This window comes from Pseudomonas fluorescens, from assembly GCF_902497775.2.
Lineage (GTDB): Bacteria > Pseudomonadota > Gammaproteobacteria > Pseudomonadales > Pseudomonadaceae > Aquipseudomonas > Aquipseudomonas putida_F.
Window position 1 is genome coordinate 333540 of record NZ_OZ024668.1, and the last position, 19831, is coordinate 353370.

General features: G+C 62.0%; 17 protein-coding genes and 1 pseudogene. 6 read left to right on the forward strand and 12 right to left on the reverse strand.

Annotation, left to right across the window (positions count from 1 at the left end; all coding sequences use genetic code 11):
• Nucleotides 1-18: 18 nt before the first annotated feature.
• Nucleotides 19-495, forward strand: a complete 477-nt coding sequence (locus F8N82_RS01690; protein WP_038998752.1) for a ferritin-like domain-containing protein — start codon at nucleotides 19-21, stop codon at nucleotides 493-495.
• Here F8N82_RS01690 and F8N82_RS01695 read toward each other — a convergent pair.
• The 7 genes from F8N82_RS01695 to F8N82_RS01725 all read right to left on the reverse strand — a co-directional run bounded on the left by F8N82_RS01695 (nucleotide 492) and on the right by F8N82_RS01725 (nucleotide 10277).
• Entirely contained in the window at nucleotides 492-1985 is a 1494-nt protein-coding gene (locus F8N82_RS01695; RefSeq protein ID WP_038999716.1) for a GGDEF domain-containing protein, read from the reverse strand. The genes F8N82_RS01690 and F8N82_RS01695 overlap by 4 nt on opposite strands.
• Before the next feature lie 194 nt (nucleotides 1986-2179).
• Nucleotides 2180-3511 carry an OprD family porin gene (locus F8N82_RS01700; protein ID WP_038998753.1) on the reverse strand — a complete coding sequence of 444 codons (1332 nt, stop codon included), beginning with the start codon at nucleotides 3509-3511 and terminating at the stop codon, nucleotides 2180-2182.
• Between the two features lie 206 nt (nucleotides 3512-3717).
• The gene (locus tag F8N82_RS01705; protein ID WP_038998754.1) at nucleotides 3718-3933 is read right to left on the reverse strand and encodes a hypothetical protein; all 216 of its coding nucleotides are present in this window, start codon (nucleotides 3931-3933) and stop codon (nucleotides 3718-3720) included.
• A gap of 143 nt (nucleotides 3934-4076) precedes the next feature.
• Entirely contained in the window at nucleotides 4077-5459 is a 1383-nt protein-coding gene (locus tag F8N82_RS01710) for a heavy metal sensor histidine kinase (RefSeq protein ID WP_038998755.1), read from the reverse strand.
• Nucleotides 5434-6108 carry a heavy metal response regulator transcription factor gene (locus F8N82_RS01715; protein ID WP_038998756.1) on the reverse strand — a complete coding sequence of 225 codons (675 nt, stop codon included), beginning with the start codon at nucleotides 6106-6108 and terminating at the stop codon, nucleotides 5434-5436. The genes F8N82_RS01710 and F8N82_RS01715 overlap by 26 nt, the downstream gene beginning before the upstream one ends.
• Nucleotides 6109-6117: 9 nt before the next feature.
• Complete coding sequence (locus tag F8N82_RS01720; RefSeq protein WP_150776755.1) at nucleotides 6118-9114, reverse strand: efflux RND transporter permease subunit; 2997 nt, start codon at nucleotides 9112-9114, stop codon at nucleotides 6118-6120.
• Nucleotides 9111-10277: an efflux RND transporter periplasmic adaptor subunit gene (locus F8N82_RS01725; RefSeq protein ID WP_038998759.1), complete on the reverse strand. Its 1167-nt coding sequence runs from the start codon at nucleotides 10275-10277 to the stop codon at nucleotides 9111-9113. The genes F8N82_RS01720 and F8N82_RS01725 overlap by 4 nt, the downstream gene beginning before the upstream one ends.
• Nucleotides 10278-10568: 291 nt before the next feature.
• On the opposite strand from F8N82_RS01725, the pseudogene F8N82_RS27480 reads away from it, so the two are divergent.
• Both F8N82_RS27480 and F8N82_RS01730 read left to right on the forward strand, forming a co-directional pair.
• A pseudogene (locus F8N82_RS27480) lies at nucleotides 10569-10850 on the forward strand (PAS domain-containing protein); the annotation flags it as partial.
• A 258-nt stretch (nucleotides 10851-11108) separates the two neighbouring features.
• Nucleotides 11109-12152, forward strand: coding sequence for a methyl-accepting chemotaxis protein (locus F8N82_RS01730; RefSeq protein ID WP_371857257.1), 1044 nt, complete (start codon nucleotides 11109-11111; stop codon nucleotides 12150-12152).
• Between the two features lie 6 nt (nucleotides 12153-12158).
• Here the strand turns inward: F8N82_RS01730 and F8N82_RS01735 are convergent, their stop codons facing one another.
• The 4 genes from F8N82_RS01735 to norR all read right to left on the reverse strand — a co-directional run bounded on the left by F8N82_RS01735 (nucleotide 12159) and on the right by norR (nucleotide 15830).
• Complete coding sequence (locus F8N82_RS01735) at nucleotides 12159-12926, reverse strand: YkgJ family cysteine cluster protein (RefSeq protein WP_052251628.1); 768 nt, start codon at nucleotides 12924-12926, stop codon at nucleotides 12159-12161.
• Nucleotides 12905-13216: a hypothetical protein gene (locus F8N82_RS01740; RefSeq protein ID WP_038998761.1), complete on the reverse strand. Its 312-nt coding sequence runs from the start codon at nucleotides 13214-13216 to the stop codon at nucleotides 12905-12907. Before F8N82_RS01740 ends, F8N82_RS01735 begins: the two co-directional genes overlap by 22 nt.
• 80 nt (nucleotides 13217-13296) lie before the next feature.
• Nucleotides 13297-14196 carry a chemotaxis protein gene (locus F8N82_RS01745; RefSeq protein ID WP_038998762.1) on the reverse strand — a complete coding sequence of 300 codons (900 nt, stop codon included), beginning with the start codon at nucleotides 14194-14196 and terminating at the stop codon, nucleotides 13297-13299.
• 80 nt (nucleotides 14197-14276) lie between these two features.
• Nucleotides 14277-15830: a nitric oxide reductase transcriptional regulator NorR gene (norR, locus tag F8N82_RS01750; RefSeq protein ID WP_038998763.1), complete on the reverse strand. Its 1554-nt coding sequence runs from the start codon at nucleotides 15828-15830 to the stop codon at nucleotides 14277-14279.
• 153 nt (nucleotides 15831-15983) lie between these two features.
• Here norR and hmpA point away from each other — a divergent pair, with 153 nt between their 5' ends.
• From hmpA to F8N82_RS01765, 3 genes are all read left to right on the forward strand, one after another.
• Nucleotides 15984-17165: an NO-inducible flavohemoprotein gene (hmpA, locus tag F8N82_RS01755; protein ID WP_038998765.1), complete on the forward strand. Its 1182-nt coding sequence runs from the start codon at nucleotides 15984-15986 to the stop codon at nucleotides 17163-17165.
• 171 nt (nucleotides 17166-17336) lie between these two features.
• Entirely contained in the window at nucleotides 17337-17804 is a 468-nt protein-coding gene (locus tag F8N82_RS01760; protein ID WP_038998766.1) for a phosphate-starvation-inducible protein PsiE, read from the forward strand.
• A gap of 199 nt (nucleotides 17805-18003) precedes the next feature.
• The gene (locus tag F8N82_RS01765) at nucleotides 18004-19365 is read left to right on the forward strand and encodes a hypothetical protein (protein ID WP_157771879.1); all 1362 of its coding nucleotides are present in this window, start codon (nucleotides 18004-18006) and stop codon (nucleotides 19363-19365) included.
• Between the two features lie 24 nt (nucleotides 19366-19389).
• Here the strand turns inward: F8N82_RS01765 and F8N82_RS01770 are convergent, their stop codons facing one another.
• A complete protein-coding gene (locus F8N82_RS01770; protein ID WP_038998768.1) occupies nucleotides 19390-19674 on the reverse strand; it encodes a DUF3509 domain-containing protein in 285 nt (94 codons plus the stop codon).
• Nucleotides 19675-19831: the final 157 nt, after the last annotated feature.

Sequence of the window (19831 nt, forward strand, 5' to 3'; positions counted from 1 at the left end):
ATGCAAAGGAGCAATGTCATGACTACCCCCAACAAAGAAGTCGTCTCGGTTCTCAACGAACTGATCGAATTCAGCAAGGACGGTGAAAAGGGTTTCAAAACCTCTGCCGAGGATGTGAAGAATCCCCAGCTCAAAAGCTACTTCATCCAGCGTGCCGGTGAATGCGCTACTGCCGCTGCAGAACTGCAGCAGCAAGTGCGCAGCCTCGGTGGCGATCCGGAAACCTCAACCAGCGTCAGCGGTGACCTGCACCGTGGTTGGGTCAACTTGAAGTCGATGCTTACCGGCAAGGATGAAGAAGCGGTGCTCAACGAAGTCGAGCGCGGCGAGGACCATGCCCTCAAAGCCTACAAGGACGCCCTGGAAAAACTGGCCCGCCTCAACACCCTGCCAAGCAGCGAGGTCTATGCCCTGGTTGAACGTCAGTACCATGGCGTGCAGCGCAACCATGACCAGGTCAAGGCCCTGCGCAACCAGGCTCGCGCCAGCTCTTAAGCAGCGGCTTCGACGCGGTTGCGACCGTTGCCCTTGGCACGGTAAAGCGCCTCATCGGCAGCGCCCAGCAAGGTCTGAAGATCTTGCTGGGCGCCTGGCGTGTGGCAACCGATACCGATGCTGACGGTGACCGGCGCGGTGTCATCGCCAAACGGCGGCAGTGCTTCAACGGCTGCACGAATACGTTCGGCCAGCAGCAGTGCCCCCGACAGTTCCGTCTCCGGCAACACCACCAGAAATTCCTCGCCACCATAGCGCGCGGCCAGGTCGGCCGGGCGGCGGATGCTGTTGGCAATCGTTGCGGCCACCTGGCGCAAGGCGGCATCGCCGCCCGGATGACCATGGCGATCGTTGAAGGCCTTGAAGTGATCGACATCGACCATCAGCACCGCCAGTGGCCGGGCATTGCGCAGGCTGCGCGCCCATTCCTGGCGCAGTACCTGATCCAGGCGCCGACGGTTGGCAAGGCCGGTCAGGCTGTCGGTGGCGGCCAGCGCCGCCAGGCCTTGTTCGGCGCTCTGCCGGCGGCGCAGCTCACGGCCCAGCAGCAGGGTCAGCCAGAGAATACCGATGCACAGCACGCCGGTCGCCACGCTCACCAGCAGCGCGGTGCGCCGCCACGACTCAAAGACCTCATCGGCCGAGTGGGCGACGATGACGATCAGCGGCAAGTCGCCGACCCGGGCGAAGGTGAACAGGCGCTCTTTGCCGGTACGGGTAGAAACCCCGGCAAAGGTGCCGCTGACATCGGCGCGCATGCGCTGAAAGTTTGGCCGGTCGCTGTAGTTCTGGCCGATGCGTGGCTCGTCGGGCGTACCCGGCTGGCGTACCAGCAGGGCACCGTCGATGTTCATCAGGTTGATGCTGCTGTCGCGACCGATGTCCAGGCGCTGGAACAGCGCGCTGAAGTACGACAGGCGCAAGGCGCCGGCAGCCACGCCGAGAAATTCGCCGTGGGGCCCGGAAATCCGCCGGCTGAAACTGATGCACCAGTCCAGGTCGCCCAACCGTGCCTTGAAGGGCTGGCCAATGACCAGGCCCAGATCAGGGTTGTCGCGGTGCTGCTGAAAGTCTTTGCTGTCGGCGAAATTGGCCAGGCGCGGGACGGGGCTGGTGGAGTCGGCGACTACATTGCCCCTGGCGTCGAGCCAAAGGATATCGCCGCGTACCGGTGCGGTAACGGCCTGGTTGAACAGAATCTGTTGGCGCAGCTCGAGAGGTACGGCGAGCAGTTCCGGGCGCTGCACGGCCCAGATCAGGCCTTGCAGTGAGAGGTCATAGAGTTCGACATTGCGCACGATGTCGCTTTCGATCAGTTGCACGATATTGCTGGCCGAGCGTGCGGCGGCCTGTTCGACACTGCTGCGTTCGCGCATCAACAGGAAGGTGACGATGGCGACGATAGCGAGCACCGCGAGGCAACTGCCCAGATTGAGGATCAGCTCCGGATGAGACTTGTACAGGGCGGATCGCTGGGATCGGGTGGGCAACGTCATGTTCACTGATGCCGAAGGCCGTCTAGAAAGTGCGGTATTACTGCGCGGCGGCCGTATTCTAGGGGGCCAAGGATTGTCGGACAAGGATTTAATCGTGTCTTCTGACGAATGTGGGAGCGGGTTTGCCCGGCGATTGCGATGAGTCAGTCACATCGCATCGCGAGGCAAGCTCGCTCCTGCATGGTTGATCAGAAAATGTTCAGCGGGTAGTCAACGATCACCCGGTACTCGTCGACATCGTTATCGATCGCCGAGTAACCCTGCGTACCACGGTGCGAGGCCCAGCGCAGCAGTACCGAAAGGTCCTTGAGCTGGCCTTCCTGGAACACGTACTGCAGGTCGACGTCACGTTCCCAGTGCTGGGCGTTCTCACCCTCGGCGTTGTACCAGTGGCGGTAGCCAACGCTGTTGGGGTCGACCTTGCTCATGTCCAGCTCACCGCGCGAGTAGGACACAATCGAGGTCAGGCCCGGGATGCCGGCACCGGCGAAGTCGTAGGCGTATTTGAGCTTCCACGAGCGTTCGTTGGGGCCGTTGAAGTCCGAGTAGATCTGCGAGTTGTCCAGGAACACGCTGTCGCCCTGGTTGATGTAGTCGAACGGGGTGTTGCCGTTGACCCGCTGGTACACCGCCGTGAGGCTGTTGTAGCCGACGTTGACGGTGAAATGCAGGCTGTAGGTGTTGTTGTCGATGTGCCCGAGCAGCGCCTGGCCGGTGTCCTGGGTGTGATAGAAGTGCAGGCCGGGGTTGAGGCTGACCAGTTCGTTGAGCTGCCAGGTGTAGTCGAGGTCGAAGTAGTACTGGTTCCAGATGTCCTTGAGCTCGGCGGCATACAGGCTCGAGGTCAGGTTCGGCACGCCGCTCCAGGCGGCGCCCACCCAGTTCAGGTGACGGCTGTCGCGCTCGTCCGGAAGCTTGCCGTAGAAGGTGTTGATGCGCCGGTGGCCGCTCTGGTTATAGGGCTTGGTGAAGCTGGCCTGGCCGGCTTCGAGCATCACCCCGTCAAAGCTGTGGTTGGTGATGCTGACGCCGCGGAAGGTCTGCGGCAGCATGCGCGACTCGCCACCGGCGATCACCGGGTTGGTGAGGAACAGGTCGCCAGCCTTGAGCTCGGTGTCGAAGGCTTTCATCTTCAGCGCAGCGCCGGCGGTGGAGAACGAATCATGGGCCTTGCCCGGCTCGCCATTAGCCTTGGTGTTGATCGGCAGGATGCTGGAACCGGAGGTGCCGCCACCGCCGTCGAGTTTCAGCCCGAGCATGGCGTGGGCATCCAGGCCGAAACCGACCGTGCCTGGGGTGTAGCCGGATTCGAACTTACCGAGAAAACCCTGGCCCCATTCGCGGTTGTCACGCACACCTGGCAGCAGCTGGTTGCGGTTCAGGTAGTAGTTGCGTGCGTGCACGTTGAGGCTCGACCCTTCGATAAAACCTTCGGCCTTTTCCTCGTCAGCCTGGGCGGTGAAGGGCATCGTTGCAGCCAATGCAACGAACAGTGGGGTGAAGCGTAAAGCAGTGTTCACCGGTGTGGACTCCTTGGGGTGAATGTACGGCAGTTTTTATTGTGCGAAAGACGATCGTGTAATGAACAAACGGGCCAGCAGGCTGGCACTTTTCGGCACACGAAAAAAAAGCCGCTGATCGGCAGCGGCTTTGAAAGACAACCGCACAGGCGCTCAAGTCACCTGTGCGGGCATCGAGGGAGTCGAAGGGGTGGAACGTGGCTCTATCAGCTCTCGGAAGCGTCACTTGCCTCAGCCTTGGAAGCGGTCTGTTCCAGGCTTTGCGCCTGCTCGGCCTTGTGTGTGGCGATGGCTTCCTGGACGACGGCGGCACGCTCGGCATTACGGGCAACAAAGGCCTGGGATTCTTCAGCCATGGCCAGTGGCGACAGCAACAGGGACGACAGGACGAATACGCTGGCAACACCCATACTGTTGGACATTTGCAACAACCTTCTTGCTTGGCAAGTGTGGATTAGGTCTGACTAAATTAGTCGGAAATGGGCGTGGGAAACAGTTACTTTTGGGATAAGAACTGTTGCGTCAAAGGTAATAGTCATCGCGGGCTTGACCCGCGATGAGGCCCTCAAGCTGGCAACAGGATCCCGAAGGTATTGGCCCCCGCCTGGCTGCGCACAAACACGCTGCCGCCATGCATCAGGGCAATCGCCTTGACGATCGCCAGCCCCAGCCCGTGGTTGCCCGCGCCGCTGTTGCTGCGCGCTGCATCCACCCGGTAGAAGCGCTCGAACAGCATCGCCAGGTGTTCCTCGCCAATCGCCGGCCCCGGGTTGCTCACGGCGATGCTCACCTGGCCGTCCTGCGCCTCGATACGCACCTGGATTACCTGCTCGGGCAAGGTGTGTTGCACCGCATTGTTCAGCAGGTTGATCAGCGCCCGGCGCAATTGGGCCTTTTCGATCCGGGCCTGGGCATCGCCACTGACCTGCACGCGGATGCGCGCGTCTTCGAGGATGTAATCCAGGTAGTCGAGGGTGGTCGCCACTTCTTCGGCAAGCGAGCTGCAGGTCAGGGCGGTGGCCTTGCTGCCCTGGTCGGCGCTGGCGAGGAACAGCATGTCGTTGATGATGCTGCGCAGGCGTTCCAGCTCTTCAAGGTTCGATTGCAGCACCTCGAAGTAGTGCTCGGCGCTGCGCCCACGGGTCAGGGCAACCTGGGTCTGGCCGATCAGGTTGGTCAGCGGCGAGCGCAGCTCGTGGGCGACATCGGCGTTGAAGGCTTCCAAACGGCTGTAGGCCAGGTCGACACGCTCAAGGGTTGAGTTGAACGCACTGGCAAACTGTGCCAGCTCCGGCGCCAGGTCGGCCAGTTGCAGGCGCCCGCTCAGGCGCGGTGGCGCCAGCTTCTGTGCTTCAGCCGACAGCGCCAGCAGCGGGCGCAGGCCATAGCGCGCCACCCAGTAACCGAGCAACGAGGCCAGCAGCACGCCAAACACCGACAGGCTGATGATCGCCACCAGCAAGGTGTGCTGGGTGTGCCAGAAGGTCTCGGTGTCGATGCCGATCAGAAAGCGCAGGGCCGGGCGCGTGCCCATGGCCGGCAGTTCGCTGACCAGCACCTTGTACGGGTAGGGGCTGCCGGCCAGGCGCAGGTCGCGCATGCCCAGCGGGCCCAGGGCAAAGTCGCGGATGCTGGCATCCGGCTGGCCGTACTCGAACGGGCTGCCGCCACTGACCACCCAGAAGCGGATGCGCCGGTCTTCTTCGCTGAGCAGGTTGAGCTTGTTGGTGATTTTCAGCCAGTGCTCGCGGGTGTCGTAACGGGTCAGCGACGACTCAAGCACGCTGAAGCGCGCTTCAAGCTCGGCGGTGGGCAGCAGGTCGAGGCTGCGGTCGACCTGTTTGTACAGCGCCGTGCCAATCACCAGAAACACACCCAGCGCCACCAGGGTGAACAGCGCGCTCAGGCGCAGGGCGATGGAGTTAGTCGGCACGGTTTTCCAGAACATAGCCCATGCCTCGTATGGTGTGCAGCAGTTTGGTTTCGAACGGGCCGTCGAGCTTGGCGCGCAGGCGCTTGATTGCCACTTCGACGACGTTGGCGTCGCTGTCGAAATTGATGTCCCAGACCAGCTCGGCGATGGCCGTCTTCGATAAAATCTCGCCGTGCCGGCGGGCCAGCACGCTGAGCAGCGAGAACTCCTTGGCGGTCAGGTCCAGGCGTTGCCCGGCGCGGCTGGCCTTGCGGCTGATCAGGTCGACCCAGAGGTCGGCGACCTGGATCTGCACCGGTTCATGGGCACCGCCACGGCGGGTCAGGGCTTGCAGGCGGGCGACCAGTTCCAGGAACGAGAACGGCTTGCCAAGGTAATCGTCGGCGCCTTCGCGCAGGCCATGAATGCGGTCTTCGACCCGCTCGCGGGCGGTGAGCATGATCACCGGCGTCTGCTTGCGCGCACGCAAGGCGCGCAGCACGCCGAAGCCGTCCAGGCCCGGGAGCATCACATCGAGGACGATTACTGCGTAGTCACCTTCCAGGGCCATGTGCAGGCCATCGATACCATCGCGCGCCAGGTCCACGGTAAAGCCTTGCTCGCTCAGGCCGTGGTGCAGGTAATCGGCGGTCTTTTCTTCATCTTCGATAATCAGCACACGCATGATCGGCTCTCAACTGGCATCGGATTGCGCCAGGGTCACGGCCGTCTGGCGCCGGTGGAACAGGCGCTCCAGGGCCAAGTATATGACCGGTGTGGTGAACAGTGTCAGCGCCTGGCTGACCAGCAGCCCGCCAACCACGGCAATGCCCAGCGGCTGGCGCAGCTCGGCGCCGGCGCCCATACCGAACATCAGCGGCACGGCGCCGAGCAGGGCGGCGAGGGTGGTCATCATGATCGGCCGAAAGCGCGTCAGGCAGGCTTGGTGGATCGCCTCTTCGGCGCTCAGGCCCTGACGGCGCTGGGCATCGAGGGCGAAGTCGATAAGCAGGATGCCGTTCTTCTTGACGATGCCGATCAACAGCACGATGCCGATCAGGCCCATGATCGAGAAGTCCTGGCCCGACAGCCACAACAGCGTCAGGGCGCCGAGGCCGGCCGAGGGCAGGGTGGAGATGATGGTCAGCGGATGGACGAAACTCTCGTAGAGCACGCCGAGGATGATGTACACCGCCACCAGTGCGGCAAGGATCAGCCATGGCTGGCTCGACAGCGAACTCTGGAAGGCCTGGGCCGCGCCCTGGAAGGTGCCGATGATCGAGTCGGGCATGCCCAGTTCGCGCTGGGTGCGTTCGAGGATCTGCACCGCATCGCCCAGGGCCACGCCGGGGGCCAGGTTGAACGACAGGTTGGCGGCCGGGAACAGGCCGTCATGGGCGATCGACAGTGGCCCGGTGCTCGGCGGCGCGACCTTGGCCAGCACCGACAGCGGCACCATCTCGCCGCTCAGCGGTGAGCGCAGGTAGAAGTAGTTGAGGCTTTCGGCCTTGCCGCGCTGACGGGCGTCGAGTTCGAGAATCACCTTGTACTGGTTGGTCTCGGTCTGGAACTCGCTGATCTGCCGCTGGCCGAAGGCATCGTACAGCGCCTGGTCGACGTCGCTGGTGGTCAGTCCGAAGCGCGCCGCAGCCTTGCGGTCGATGTCGATGCGGGTGACGCTGGCGCCCAGTTGCAGGTCGTTGGACAGGTCGCGAAAGGCCGGGTTGGCCTTCAGGCGTTCGGTCAGGCGCTGGGTCCAGAGGTTCAGCGCCGGGCCGTCGTTACTCTTGAGCACGTACTGGTACTGGCTGCGGCTCGGCCCGGAGCTCAGGTTGATGTCCTGGCCAGCACGCATGTACAGGACTACACCCGGCACTTTGGCCAGTTTCGGCCGCAGGCGGTCGATGAATTCGCTGGCCGACACGTCGCGATCACCACGATCCTTGAGGGCAATCCAGAAGCGGCCGTTGGCGATGGTCTGGTTGCTGCCGGTCACCCCGACGGCGTGGGAGAAGGCCCGTACTGCCGGGTCGGCTTCGACGATCTTGGCCAGTGCCTGGTGTTTTTCGAGCATGTCCGGGTAGGACACATCGGCTGCCGCCTCGCTGGTGCCGAGTACGAAGCCGGTGTCCTGCACCGGGAAGAAGCCTTTGGGTATCGCAATGTAACCGACCACTGCCAAGGCGAAGGTCAGGCCGAAAATACCCAGCATCAGCCGCTGGTGGGCCAGGGCCTTGACCAGCCCGCGCTCGTACCAGCCGAGCAGGCGGCTGGGGGTGTCATGCGCGTTGTGCTGCGGGCGGCGCCGCCCAACCACGCCGCCCATGAACAGCAACGGAATGAACGCGGCAATCAGCGAGAAGCTGATCGACACCACGGTAAAGCCGATCTCGCCCGAGCCCTTGATGGCTGCCTCGCGCATGCTGTCGCCGGCTTCCAGGTGGCGGTGAATGTTCTCCACCACCACGATGGCGTCATCGACCACAAAGCCCACGGAGATGACGATGGCCACCAGGGTCAGGTTGTTCAGGCTGAAACCGAACAGGTACATCAGGGCGAAGCTGGCCACCAGCGACACGCCGAGCACGCTGGAAACGATCAGGGTCGCCGACCATTGGCGCAGGAACAGCGCCATCACCCCGATCACCAGCAGCACGGCGATCATCAGGGTGATCTCCACCTCGTGCAGGGAGGCGCGGATGGTCTGGGTGCGGTCGTTGAGCACCGATACCTGTACTGACGCCGGCAGCATCTGCTCAAGCCCCGGCAAAGCCTCCATGACCCCATCGACGGTATCGACGATATTTGCTCCGGGTTGGCGGAACACCACCAGGTTCAGGCCTTGCTGCTCGCCGGACCAGGCTTTGACATAGGCGTTTTCGGCGCCGTTGATGACCTTGGCGACATCCTGCAGGTGCACGGGCGCGCCGTCGCGGTACGAGACGATCAGTTGCGCGTATTCCTCAGGGTGAAACAACTGGTCGTTGGTGGCGATGGTCGACACGCTGTTCTGCCCGTACAGCGCGCCCTTGGCCAGGTTCAGGCTGGTTTGCTGGATGGCCTGGCGCAGGTCGGCCAGGGTCAGGCCCAACGCCGCGAGTTTTTCTGGCTGGGCCTGCACGCGGATGGCCGGGCGCAATTGCCCGGTGATGTTGATCAGGCCGACTCCGTCGATCTGGCTCAGTTGGCGGGCCAGCAGGGTTTCGGCGTAGTCGCTGAGCTCGTTGGCCGGCATCTGCGCCGAGCTCACGGTAAGGATCAGCACCGGGCTGTCGGCCGGGTTGACCTTGCGCCAGGTCGGCGGGCTGGGCATGTCCTGGGGCAGGCGCGCGGTGGCGGTGTTGATCGCGGCCTGGACTTCCTGGGCGGCGGTGTCGATGCTCTTGTCGAGGGTGAACTGCAGGATCAGGTTGGTCGAGCCCAGGGCGCTGCTGGAGGTCATCTGGGTCATGCCAGGGATGGCGCTGAACTGCACCTCAAGCGGCGTTGCTACCGATGACGCCATGGTTTCCGGGCTGGCGCCGGGCAGTTGTGCGGTGACCTGGATGGTTGGGAAGTCGGCTTCAGGCAGCGGCGCCACCGGCAGGCGCGGGAAGGCGATGACCCCGAGCAGCACCAGGGCGAAGGTCAGCAGCAGGGTGGCGATCGGGCGGTCGATGCACCAGGCGCTAATCGAGCCGCGCGGGTTCATGGCTGCACCTTGCCGCTGGCCACGTCTTCTACCGGCAGCGCCTCAGGGGCTATTTCAACGTGGGCGCCGGGCTTGAGCCGCGACTGGCCGTCGGACACCAACTGGTCGCCGACCCCGACCCCGGCAATGATGTTCAGCACGCTGTCCTGGTACAGCACCTTGACCGGCACGCTGTCGACCTTGTCACCATTGAGGCGGTACACGTAATGGCCGTCGATGCCGCGTTGCACCACCTGCGGCGGCACCACCAGGGCTTTTTGATCCAGCGCGGTCTGCAGCTTCAGGGTTACCAGTTGCCCGGGCCACAGGCGCGCCTGCGGGTTGGCGAACTCGGCCTTGACCCGGATGGTGCCGGTGTTGGCCGCCACCTGGTTGTCGATCAGGGTCAGGTGGCCTTCGCCCAGCAGGGTGCCGCCGCTGTCGCCGTCGCCTTCCAGATAGGCCTGCACCCTGGCCGGGGTTGGCGCGGCGAGCAGGCCTTGCAGGGTCGGCAGCAATTGTTGCGGCAGCGAGAACTCGACGCCGATGGGGTCGATCTGGGTAACGCTGAACAGCCCCTGGGCATCGGCGACGCGCAGGAAGTTGCCTTCGTCGACATTGCGAATACCTACTCGACCGCTGACCGGAGAGCGGATCTGCGTATACGACAGCTGCACCTGGGCGGCGGCAATCGCCGCCTGGTTGCCGAGTACCGTGGCCTTGAGCTGGTTGAACAGTGCCTGCTGCTGGTCGAGGGTCTGACGCGAGACGCTGTTGTCGGTGCTCAGCAGGCGGTAGCGCTTGAGGTCGACCTCGGCCACCTGCAGTTGCGCCTGGCTCTGGCCCAATTGTGCCTTGGCCTGTTCGAGGCTGGCGCGGATCGAGCGGTCATCGATGGTGGCCAGCAGGTCGCCTTGCTCGACCGCCTGGCCTTCCTTGACCAGCAGCTGCGTCAGCACCCCCTCGACTTGCGGGCGAATCACCACACTGTGCAGCGACAGCACCGAACCGATCCCGCTGACAAAGCGCGGCACGTCCTGCTGTTTGACGCTGACCACGCGCACCGGGATGGCGCTGGTGCTGGCGGATTTTTCCTGGGTTGGGCGATTGCCCAGCCACAGCGCGGCGCCTGCCACGGCGATGAGCAGGGCGCAGATAACGAGGGAATGAGGCTTGATTCGCATGCTTGCAGGGCACCGCGGACGGAGGGGTGGGTATTTAGCGTTATAGCTGCTCAATCAGGTCAGCAGCGTGACCGCTAACTGACAGCGCTGACAGGTTTGGCGTACACCGCTCCATTGTGGGAGCGGGCTTGACCCGCGATGAGGCCCGACCTGCCAACACAGCAGATTCTGTGTATTTCAGTCCGATGGTGGCCAAGTGCCAATATCCTGCGCTGGATCAACATTGGGCAAAAAATTGCCACTAAAGTCGTACGCCCTGCCGATTCTCCCCGACAAAAACGAGTGCCTCCGATGAAGAGCAATTTGCCTGTGACCGGTCGCAATGTGGATTATCCCGGTGACGCCAATATCCTTTCCACCACTGACCTGACCAGCCAGATCACCTACGCCAATGACGACTTCGTCAAGGTCAGTGGCTTTACCCGCGACGAGCTGATAGGCAGCGCCCACCATATCGTCCGCCACCCGGACATGCCGTCCCAGGCCTTCGCGCAGATGTGGCAGACGCTCAAGAGCGGCCGCTCGTGGATGGGCCTGGTGAAGAACCGCTGCAAGAACGGTGATCACTATTGGGTCAGCGCCTTCGTCACGCCTATCTCCAGCAACGGCCAGGCCGTGGAGTATCAGTCGGTGCGGACCAAGCCCAGTGCCGAGCAGGTCGAAGCCGCCGAGCGTCGCTACGCGCAGATGCGCAGTGGGCCGCTGCGCTGGTGGCAGCGTTTGCCGGTGGTCGGATTGGGCTGGCAACTGTGGGCCGGGGTAACGCTGGCACTGGCGGCGGTGTTTGCCTTCAGCCGCCTGCTGTTACCGGCCCTGCCTTGGCAAGGTGCGCTGGAGCTGATCCTGGCCAGCGGCCTGGCGGCTTTGCTGATCTTTTTCGCCCTGCGCCCGCTGGAACGTTTGCGCGTTCAGGCCCAGGCCATCGCCGACAATCCGCTGAGCCAGCAGTTGTACACCGGCCGGCGTGACGGCATCGGCCAGATCGACTTCGCCCTGCGCATGCTCAAGGGCCAATTGGGCGCAGTGGTCGGGCGGATCGGCGACACTTCGCGGCGCCTGGCCGGGCATACCGGCAATCTTGCCCAGTCGCTGCAAAGCAGCCACAGCAACAGCCTGGAACAACAAAGCGAAGCCGATCAGGTGGCCACCGCGATCAACCAGATGGCCGCCAGTGTCGCTCAGGTCGCCAGCAGCGCTCAGCAAGCTTCCCAGGCCGCCGATCAGGCCGAGGGTGAAACCCAGGCCGGGCATCAACTGGTTGACCTCAACCGCAGCGCCATCCAGAACCTGGCCAATTCGCTGAATTCAGCCACCGAAGTTATCCACAATCTGGAGAGCCACAGCAGCGAGATCACCGGGGTGCTGGAGGTGATTCGCGGCATTGCCGAGCAAACCAACCTGCTGGCCCTCAACGCCGCCATCGAAGCCGCCCGGGCCGGTGATCAGGGCCGCGGTTTTGCCGTGGTCGCCGACGAGGTGCGCGGCCTGGCCCAGCGCACCGCGCAGTCGACCCATGAAATCCAGCGGATGATCAGCGCCCTGCAAAATGGCGCGCGCGAAGCGGTGCAGGTCATGCAGCAGAGCAGCGAACATGCCGGGCATAGCGTCGAGCAGGCCCAGCGCGCCGCCAGTGCCCTGGACGGCATCAGCCTGCGGGTCAACCAGATCAGCGAAATGAGCCTGCAGATTGCCGCGGCAGTAGAGCAGCAAAGCCAGGTCAGCGAGAACATCAACCGCAATATCATCAGCATCCGCCAGGCCAGCGAAGCCACGGTGCAGGTTGGCCAGCAGAGCCACCTGAGCGCCACCGACGTGGCCGGGCTGGCGCAAGATCTGCGCCGCCTGGCGGATGAATTCTGGCGGCGCTGCCAGTAGGGCGATTCAGAAACCGATGAAGCTGTAGTACACGCCCGGTTCGCTGCGTACCTGCGCACCGCAGGCCTCAAGCTCGGCGCTCAAGGCCGGGTCGAGCACATGCAGGCTCCAGGGCGCGATGGGCTGGTCGAGCAGCGGCTGCTGCAGGGCCTGGGCCAGCGCGCTGGTGTCGGGCAGGTAAGCGGTAAAGCCATTGCCCTTGAGCGCGCTGACATCGATGCCCAGGGCCTGGCAGATGGCAACCTTGGCGCGGATATCATCGCGGTCAGCCTGGCGCGAGCGCTCGATCAGTTCAGCCAGGCGCCGATCAACCAGTTGCTCACCATGAATCAGCGCCGGGCCGCTTTGCCAGGCTTCGCTCGGGCAGTCCTTGGCTTCGGCGCGCAGCGGAATGTGCGGGTTGATTTCCATCGGATAGATGCGGCATACCAGCGGGCGGGTTTCGTAGATGCCGCAGCGGTTGTCGGCGTCCAGATTGCGGCAGCGACCGGGGTTGAAGGCGGCGAAGGTGATGGTCACCCAGGCCTCGCTGCTGCCGCAGGGCACCGGCCATGAGCGGCGCATGGCGTGCTCGCGTTGTTCGGCCGGCAGGCCCAGGCCGTTGGCGAGGAAGGCTTCGATCAGGACGATGACCTGGCCACCAGCGCCAGCCCATTGCCGGGCCTCGCTCAGGGTCAGGGGCACATGATGCCCGCTGCAGCATTTGCCACAGCCAGTGCAGTCGAAACGGATATCGGTTGCGCAGGTGCTGTTCACGGTTGGCCAGGCGCCCATTCGGTGACAAAGGCCGCCTGGCGCTTTTTATCGAACAGGCACAGCTCGGTGCCCTTGCGATTGTTCATGTGTTTTTGCGGGTAGCGGCCTTCGAGCATCAGGGCGCTGTAACCGACGCGGTCGTCGAACTCGGCCGCTTTGCCCAGGGCTTTGACTTGTTTGAGCTGGCTGGCGGCGATGCAGCTTTTCAGTACCTGCCGTTCATGCTCGCTCCAGGCCTGGCTGCTGGAAGCCTGGGCGCCAGCGCTGAACACAGCGCCGCCGAGCAGGGTGAAGAGGAGGGCTTTCATGGGCGGGTACTCGCAAAAATGTGCGCACAATTGTGCCTGAGCCTCAGACACATTCAAGCGCAGTCCCTTCCGGCTGTATTTCAGCGTTCTTCGAAGGCTACGGTGCGGGCGGCGACGATCAGGCAGTCGGTCAGTTCCGGCGAGGAGAACTTGGTCAGCACCGCATTGGCCCCGGCATCCTTGGCTTTGTCGCTGTTCATGGCGCTGTCCAGCGAGGTATGCAGCAGCACATAGAGGTGCTTGAAGTCCGGGGTTTCGCGCAGGGTACGAGTGAAGGCGAAGCCGTCCATCTCGGACATTTCGATGTCCGACACCACCACGTTGATCTCGCGCTCGGTGCCTTGCAGCTCCAGCAGGGTTTTGATCGCATCCTTGGCGCTGCGTGCGGTGTGGCACTCGATGCCGAGGTTGCGCAGGGTGTGCACCGACTGTTGCAGCGCCACCTGGCTGTCATCGACCACCAGGATGTTGGCGGCGGCCAGCACCGCGGCGTCTTCGGCATTGAGCTCGGAGGTCGCTACCTCGGGCGGCGGCGGGGCGATACCGTGGATGACCTTCTCGATATCCAGCACCTGCACCAGGGTGTTGTCGACCCGGGTCACGCCAGTGATGAACGATTTGCTGCCCGAGCCATACGGCGGCGGCTTGATGTCGGTGCTCAGGCAATGGACGATCTTGCTCACCGCCTGCACATGCAGGCCCTGCTTGGAGCGGCTGATGTCGGTGACGATCAGGCAGCCGCCGTTGGGGTCTTCCAGCGGTCGTTCGCCGATGGCCCGGGACAGGTCGATGACCGACAGCGAGTTGCCGCGCAGGGTGGCCACGCCTTTGACGTGGGGGTGTGATTCCGGCAGCTTGGTCAGCGGCGGGCATGGGATGATTTCACTGACCTTGAGCAGGTTGATCGCCATCAGCTTGCCGCTGCGCAGGGTAAACAGCAGCAGCGACAGCGAGTCCGCGCGGGCATTTTGCGACGCCATAGGCACCTTCAGGGCAGAGTAATAGGGGGAGATGCCAGGTTATCGACCCGGCAGCCCGTGGCTTTAATCACTCGGTCAAATCAGCGTAGACCCAAGCGCCGCGCCAGGCGACTGAGATTGGCCCGGTCCAGGCCCAGCTCGCGGGCAGTGCTGGCCCAGTTGTGCTGGTGGCGCTCCAGGCAGGCCTGGATCAGCTGGCGCTGGTAGTCATCCAGGGCCTGGCGCAGGTCGCCGGCGGGTAGCGGTGCTTGCGTTGGCAAAGTTGTTTCGGCTTGTGTGGGGATCGACTCGATAGGGCGTAAATCAAGGTCACCGGCATCCAGAGTGAGGATCTTCGGCCGTTGCGGGTGCTGTCCCAGCGCCTTGAGCGCCGAGCGGCCGATCAGGTGTTCCAGCTCGCGCACGTTCCCCGGCCAGTTGTAGGCAATCAGCGCGGCCTGGGCTTCGGGGCTCAGGCGCAGGCTGCCCAGGCCCATGCGCGAGCGGTTCTGCTCCAGAAAGTAGCCGCTGAGCAGCAGCACATCGCGGCCGCGCTCACGCAGCGGCGGCACCAGCAGCGGGTACACGCTCAGGCGATGGTAGAAGTCGGCGCGGTAACGCCCGGCGCGTACTTCTTCGGCCAGGTCGCGGTTGGTCGCGGCGATCAGGCGCACATCGACGCGGTGCTCCTGGTCCGAGCCCAGGCGCTGCAGCTGGCCGCTTTGCAGCACGCGCAGCAGCTTGGCCTGCACGCTCAGCGACAACTCGCCGACTTCATCGAGAAACAACGTACCGCCATTGGCCAGCTCGAACTTGCCGCGCCGCTCGCCCACTGCACCGGTAAAGGCACCACGGACATGACCGAACAGCTCGCTCTCGACCAGGGTGTCGGGCAGCGCCGCGCAGTTGAGGCTGATCATCGGCCGCTCGGCGCGGCTTGAGGCTTGATGGATGGCCTGGGCCACCAACTCCTTGCCCACCCCGGTTTCGCCGGTGATCAACACCGTCAGGTCGCTACTGCCGACCAGGCGGATTTCTTCCAGCAGGCGCTTGTGCGCCTTGCTCTGGCCGATCAGTTCCTTGTGCTGCTGACCGCTGGCCTGGCGGTACACCTCGGCGCGCTGGTGCTCATCTTCTGCACGCAAGGCCAGGTGTTCAATGCGCTCGGCGACGTTGACCGTGGCCGCCGCCAGGCTGGCAAAGGCTTGCAAGGCATCGAGCTCGACCTGCTGGAACTGCTCCGGGTCCAGCGCATCGAGGGTGATCAGGCCCCAGGGCCGTTCGTCGACAAACAGCGGGCAGCCCATGCAGTCGTGCACCTCAAGCTGCTGGTGCAGGCCTTCGACCAGGCCGTCGTACGGGTCGGGCAGCTCGCTGTCACTGGCAAAGCGGGTTGGTTCTTCGCGGCTGAGGATGGCCGCAAAGCGAGGATGCTCATCGACCTTGAAGCGCCGCCCGAGGGTATCGGTGCTCAAGCCGTCCACCGCCAGCGGCACCAGCCACTCGCCGTCCAGGCGCAGCAGCGCGGCGGCGTCGCACGGCAGCAAGCTGCGCATGGCTTCGAGCAGGCGCCGGTAGCGCTCGCGTTCGGGCAGTTCGCGGGACAGGTCGCTGACCAGCGGGAGCAAGGCGGTGAGCAGGGATTTTGCGGTCATAAAGACTCCTGTGGGTCAAAATGACTATATCGCAGAAGCGGTCTTTATGACTCGTTTATTTATAACTTATTGATTTGTAACGATTAAATAGTTGGCACGAAAGCTGTAATAACCAAGGCATTCATCAAGAAGCCACAGGCTCAGGAGTCATCCATGCTCAATGCCCAGGATCGTGCAATCGTCAAAGCCACCGTACCCTTGCTGGAAAGCGGCGGTGAAGCGCTGACCACCCATTTCTACAAACTGATGCTCAGCGAGTACCCCCAAGTGCGCCCGCTGTTCAACCAGGCGCACCAGGCCAGCGGCGACCAGCCACGGGCCCTGGCCAATGGCGTATTGATGTACGCCCGGCACATCGACCAGCTCGAACAACTGGGCGGCCTGGTCGGCCAGATCATCAACAAGCATGTGGCCTTGCAGATCCTTCCAGAGCACTACCCGATCGTCGGTAGTTGCCTGCTGCGCGCCATCGAAGAAGTCCTCGGCAAGGAAATTGCCACCCCCGAAGTGATCGCGGCCTGGGGCGCGGCCTATCAGCAACTGGCCGATATCCTCATCGGCGCGGAAGGCGAGGTCTATGCGCAAAAAGCTGCTGCCCCGGGTGGCTGGCGTGGTGCGCGCGCGTTCAAGCTGGTCGAGCGGGTCGAGGAGAGCAGCGAGATCGTCTCGTTCTACTTCGCTCCGGTTGATGGCGGTGCGATCCTGCAGGCCGAGCCCGGCCAGTACATTGGCCTGCAACTGGTCATCGACGGTGTCGAACAGCGCCGCAACTATTCGCTGTCGGCCCTGAGCGATGCCGGCCAGTACCGCATCAGTGTCAAGCGCGAAGCCGGCGGCAAGGTCTCCAACTACCTGCACGAGCAGTTCGCGGTAGGCGACAGCATCAACCTGTTCCCGCCATCGGGCGAGTTCACCCTGAGCGAGAGCGCCAAGCCATTGGTGCTGATCAGCGGCGGGGTGGGTATCACCCCGACCCTGCCGATGCTCGAAGCGGCGCTGGAAAGCGGTCGCCTGGTGCACTTCATTCACTGCGCGCGCAACGGCGCGGTGCACGCCTTCCGCGACTGGGTCGATGAACTGGCGGCGCGCCACCCGCAGCTCAAGCGCTTCTACTGCTATGCCGAAGACGATGGCGTCAGCCAGCCGGCGGACGCCGTGGGCCTGCTCAGCGCCGATCAGCTCGGCCAGTGGCTGCCGCAGGAGCGTGATGTGGACGCCTACTTCCTTGGGCCAAAAGCTTTCATGGCCAGCATCAAGCGCCACCTCAAGGGCCTGGGAGTACCGGAGCAGCAGAGCCGCTACGAGTTCTTCGGCCCGGCCTCGGCCCTGGAGTAAACACGCTTCGGTAACCGCGAACTGAAAGGATAGGGGCACAGCCAGCGATGGCTGTGCCTTGCGGCAATCGGTCGCCTTCTCAAACAGGGGGCCTGGCCTTTTTACTGCATGCAGACAAAGCGTCATGCGCCTGGCGCATCATCCTTCCAGCCGTATCAAGGAAACCGTATCGTGAGCATCAATTGGGCTGACAAACTGCGCAAGAGCCTGCATGGCTCGGCCGACTCGCTGGGCAACCTGTGCGTCGAGGCGTTCCATTACCTGGCCCTGTTCGGCATCGGTGGCATCACCGCCTACGCGGCGGTGGTCACCTTCATCGAGATGCTCGGCAAGGGCGTCAGCGTCGACGACATCCTGCTGCTGTTCATCTACCTCGAGCTCGGCGCCATGGTGGGGATCTACTTCAAGACCAACCACATGCCGATCCGCTTCCTGCTCTATGTAGCGATCACCGCACTGACCCGCCTGCTGATTGGCGACGTGTCGCACCACAAGGCACCGGACCCCGGTTTGCTCTACGTGTGCGGCGGCATCCTGTTGCTGGCGTTCTCGATCCTGGTGGTGCGCTACGCCTCGTACCGCTACCCGTCGACCAAGGCCATCGATGCTAGTGGCAAGGAGATCGAGGAAGCAAAATAAGCGGTTCAAGTAATTCTCTAGGAGATGGCCAACTTACGTGCAAAGCGTGGTCGGCCAGTTTCTTCATGAGTCATATGAAAAATCTAGGTTGTATTGAGATTTGGTTTAGGAGTGTTCCCGAATTTCCCTACAAGGTGTTGGCAGCGACCTAAGATAAGCTGCGACCAGTTGGGTTCACTGGAAAAGAACGTTAAAGAATATGCCGATAGGTCATTTATCTGCCTCGAATATTGTAGCTTCTGCGAAGCTGGGAAGTATCAAAGACATTGATTGCTTTTCAGGGGATACGCTCAAGGGACGCGATGTGGTGCTGCTCAATCCCTATCACGAAGGGCGGGGGGATCATGCGTTAGGTAATAAAATTGCAAATATAGCAGTGGGTGTTGGTTGTCGTGTAACGGTAATTCCCCTTTGCACGATTGAATACGAAAAAAATTATCACCCACCAAGAAATATATCTCTGCAAGGAACGTTTCAGGGGATTGGTGCATTGCATGAACCTGTCTTTGTCATTGCGCCGGTAGGTATCTTGCCTGTTCATGAACTGGAAGCAGCGCTCGTAGCGCTCTGCGAAAAGCACCAGTTTCCGAAGCAGGAGGTAGTGCTAATAGAGGAAATGGATATTTTAGTGGGGCCGGGTGAGGAACTTGAACGACGTGTCGAAATGCTGGGGCAGATAGGGTTCAAGACGGTAGTTGCGAATCGGCTTGGTTTTGGTGATGGTGCTATAGGCTACCTTCCCACTGATCAAGCCGGCGAGAGTATAGTTAGAAGCCGTTTTGAAGCAGAGCTGGAAAAATTGTTTGATGGTTACAATGTTGCTATTGATAAAGGCGGCGTTTACCACCTTGCTTATATTAGCTCGGATGTGGGGGTAACGGCAACGCAGGTTTTTGTTGCTAACACGTTGAGTGAAGACATAAAGGATTATAGAAGCGCTCACTTTGTGATTGTGCTTCGCCAGTTGGATGAACGTATCAGGAGTATGCTGCCTAAGGTATTGGAAGAAATGCTTCTTACACAGGATGAATTTTTTGATCTTCCAGCTTTATACTCCAAATTCCAGATTTTTTTTGCAGACTCTGTCACCGGTGACCTGACGCTCGAGAAAGAGGTCAATGGGGAAGGGGGGCGTCTCGTTAATATAGTTGTTGTCAATACTCTCCCTTCGGCTATATTTGAAGATTTCATGTGCCTCACCCATGCAGGTATGGGTTCCGGTATGAGCAGCGGTGATCAGTCATTCAGTGAGTTCTTATCACGCTGTGGAAAAGTACCTTTTTATGATATGCAGCCGTGGAAAGAGCCACTGGTTGACTCGCTGAAAAAAATAGCCGAAAACGTAGGAGGCGAAGAGTTGGTTAAGGAGCTAGAGAAAAGATTTGTTGGGCGTAAGCCTTTCTCTGGTGAACTTATGTATAGCTTTAGTGAAAACAGAAAGCAATCTGAGCGATCTACGGCGCTGGGTAAATCTATATCGGAGTTTGAGAAACGCATCCGCTCGCGCACCGCTGACAGACATATGGCTGCGGTATTTGAGGGTTTTAAAGGTAATAACTAAAATCACTTCTGCCAATTGTGAGTTTTAACGCGAGATGTTTCGCAAAAAAGCACGATCTTCGTTCATGGCCGCAAGTACCTCCACAGTGTTATGACCCTGTTCGATGGCGAGACCGAACTGGACGCTCTCGATCAAGCGCTGCAGGCGCTGCGGGTCGTTGCGCTGGGCCGGGCTGATCAGCCGTTTGGCGACGATGCCGGTGTCGTTGGAGAGGGTCAGCATGATGCTGCCGTCGAGCCGCTCGATACTCAGGTTGACCCGGTACTCGGGGCTAAAAGCGTCGTTGATCTGTTCGAAGGGGTTGATCATGGTGCTTCACCTGGCAAAGACATGCAGTGATTGACCGGGTGGGGGAGGGTTGGTTCAGGTTAATTCATCGGTCTGCTTAGACTGTGGGCGCGGCGGTGCAAGGCCTCGACTTGAACCTCGATTACGATTTACCCGTCACATTGCATCGCGGGGCAAG

What these genes read in the sequence shown, in the direction of transcription:
- F8N82_RS01690 (WP_038998752.1), top strand. Translation starts at nt 19, where the DNA reads ATGACTACCCCCAACAAAGAAGTCGTCTCGGTTCTCAACGAACTGATC.
- F8N82_RS01705 (WP_038998754.1), bottom strand. Translation starts at nt 3,933, where the DNA reads ATGTCCAACAGTATGGGTGTTGCCAGCGTATTCGTCCTGTCGTCCCTG.
- F8N82_RS01710 (WP_038998755.1), bottom strand. Translation starts at nt 5,459, where the DNA reads ATGTTCTGGAAAACCGTGCCGACTAACTCCATCGCCCTGCGCCTGAGC.
- F8N82_RS01715 (WP_038998756.1), bottom strand. Translation starts at nt 6,108, where the DNA reads ATGCGTGTGCTGATTATCGAAGATGAAGAAAAGACCGCCGATTACCTG.
- F8N82_RS01720 (WP_150776755.1), bottom strand. Translation starts at nt 9,114, where the DNA reads ATGAACCCGCGCGGCTCGATTAGCGCCTGGTGCATCGACCGCCCGATC.
- F8N82_RS01725 (WP_038998759.1), bottom strand. Translation starts at nt 10,277, where the DNA reads ATGCGAATCAAGCCTCATTCCCTCGTTATCTGCGCCCTGCTCATCGCC.
- F8N82_RS01735 (WP_052251628.1), bottom strand. Translation starts at nt 12,926, where the DNA reads ATGGGCGCCTGGCCAACCGTGAACAGCACCTGCGCAACCGATATCCGT.
- F8N82_RS01740 (WP_038998761.1), bottom strand. Translation starts at nt 13,216, where the DNA reads ATGAAAGCCCTCCTCTTCACCCTGCTCGGCGGCGCTGTGTTCAGCGCT.
- F8N82_RS01745 (WP_038998762.1), bottom strand. Translation starts at nt 14,196, where the DNA reads ATGGCGTCGCAAAATGCCCGCGCGGACTCGCTGTCGCTGCTGCTGTTT.
- norR (WP_038998763.1), bottom strand. Translation starts at nt 15,830, where the DNA reads ATGACCGCAAAATCCCTGCTCACCGCCTTGCTCCCGCTGGTCAGCGAC.
- hmpA (WP_038998765.1), top strand. Translation starts at nt 15,984, where the DNA reads ATGCTCAATGCCCAGGATCGTGCAATCGTCAAAGCCACCGTACCCTTG.
- F8N82_RS01765 (WP_157771879.1), top strand. Translation starts at nt 18,004, where the DNA reads ATGCCGATAGGTCATTTATCTGCCTCGAATATTGTAGCTTCTGCGAAG.
- F8N82_RS01770 (WP_038998768.1), bottom strand. Translation starts at nt 19,674, where the DNA reads ATGATCAACCCCTTCGAACAGATCAACGACGCTTTTAGCCCCGAGTAC.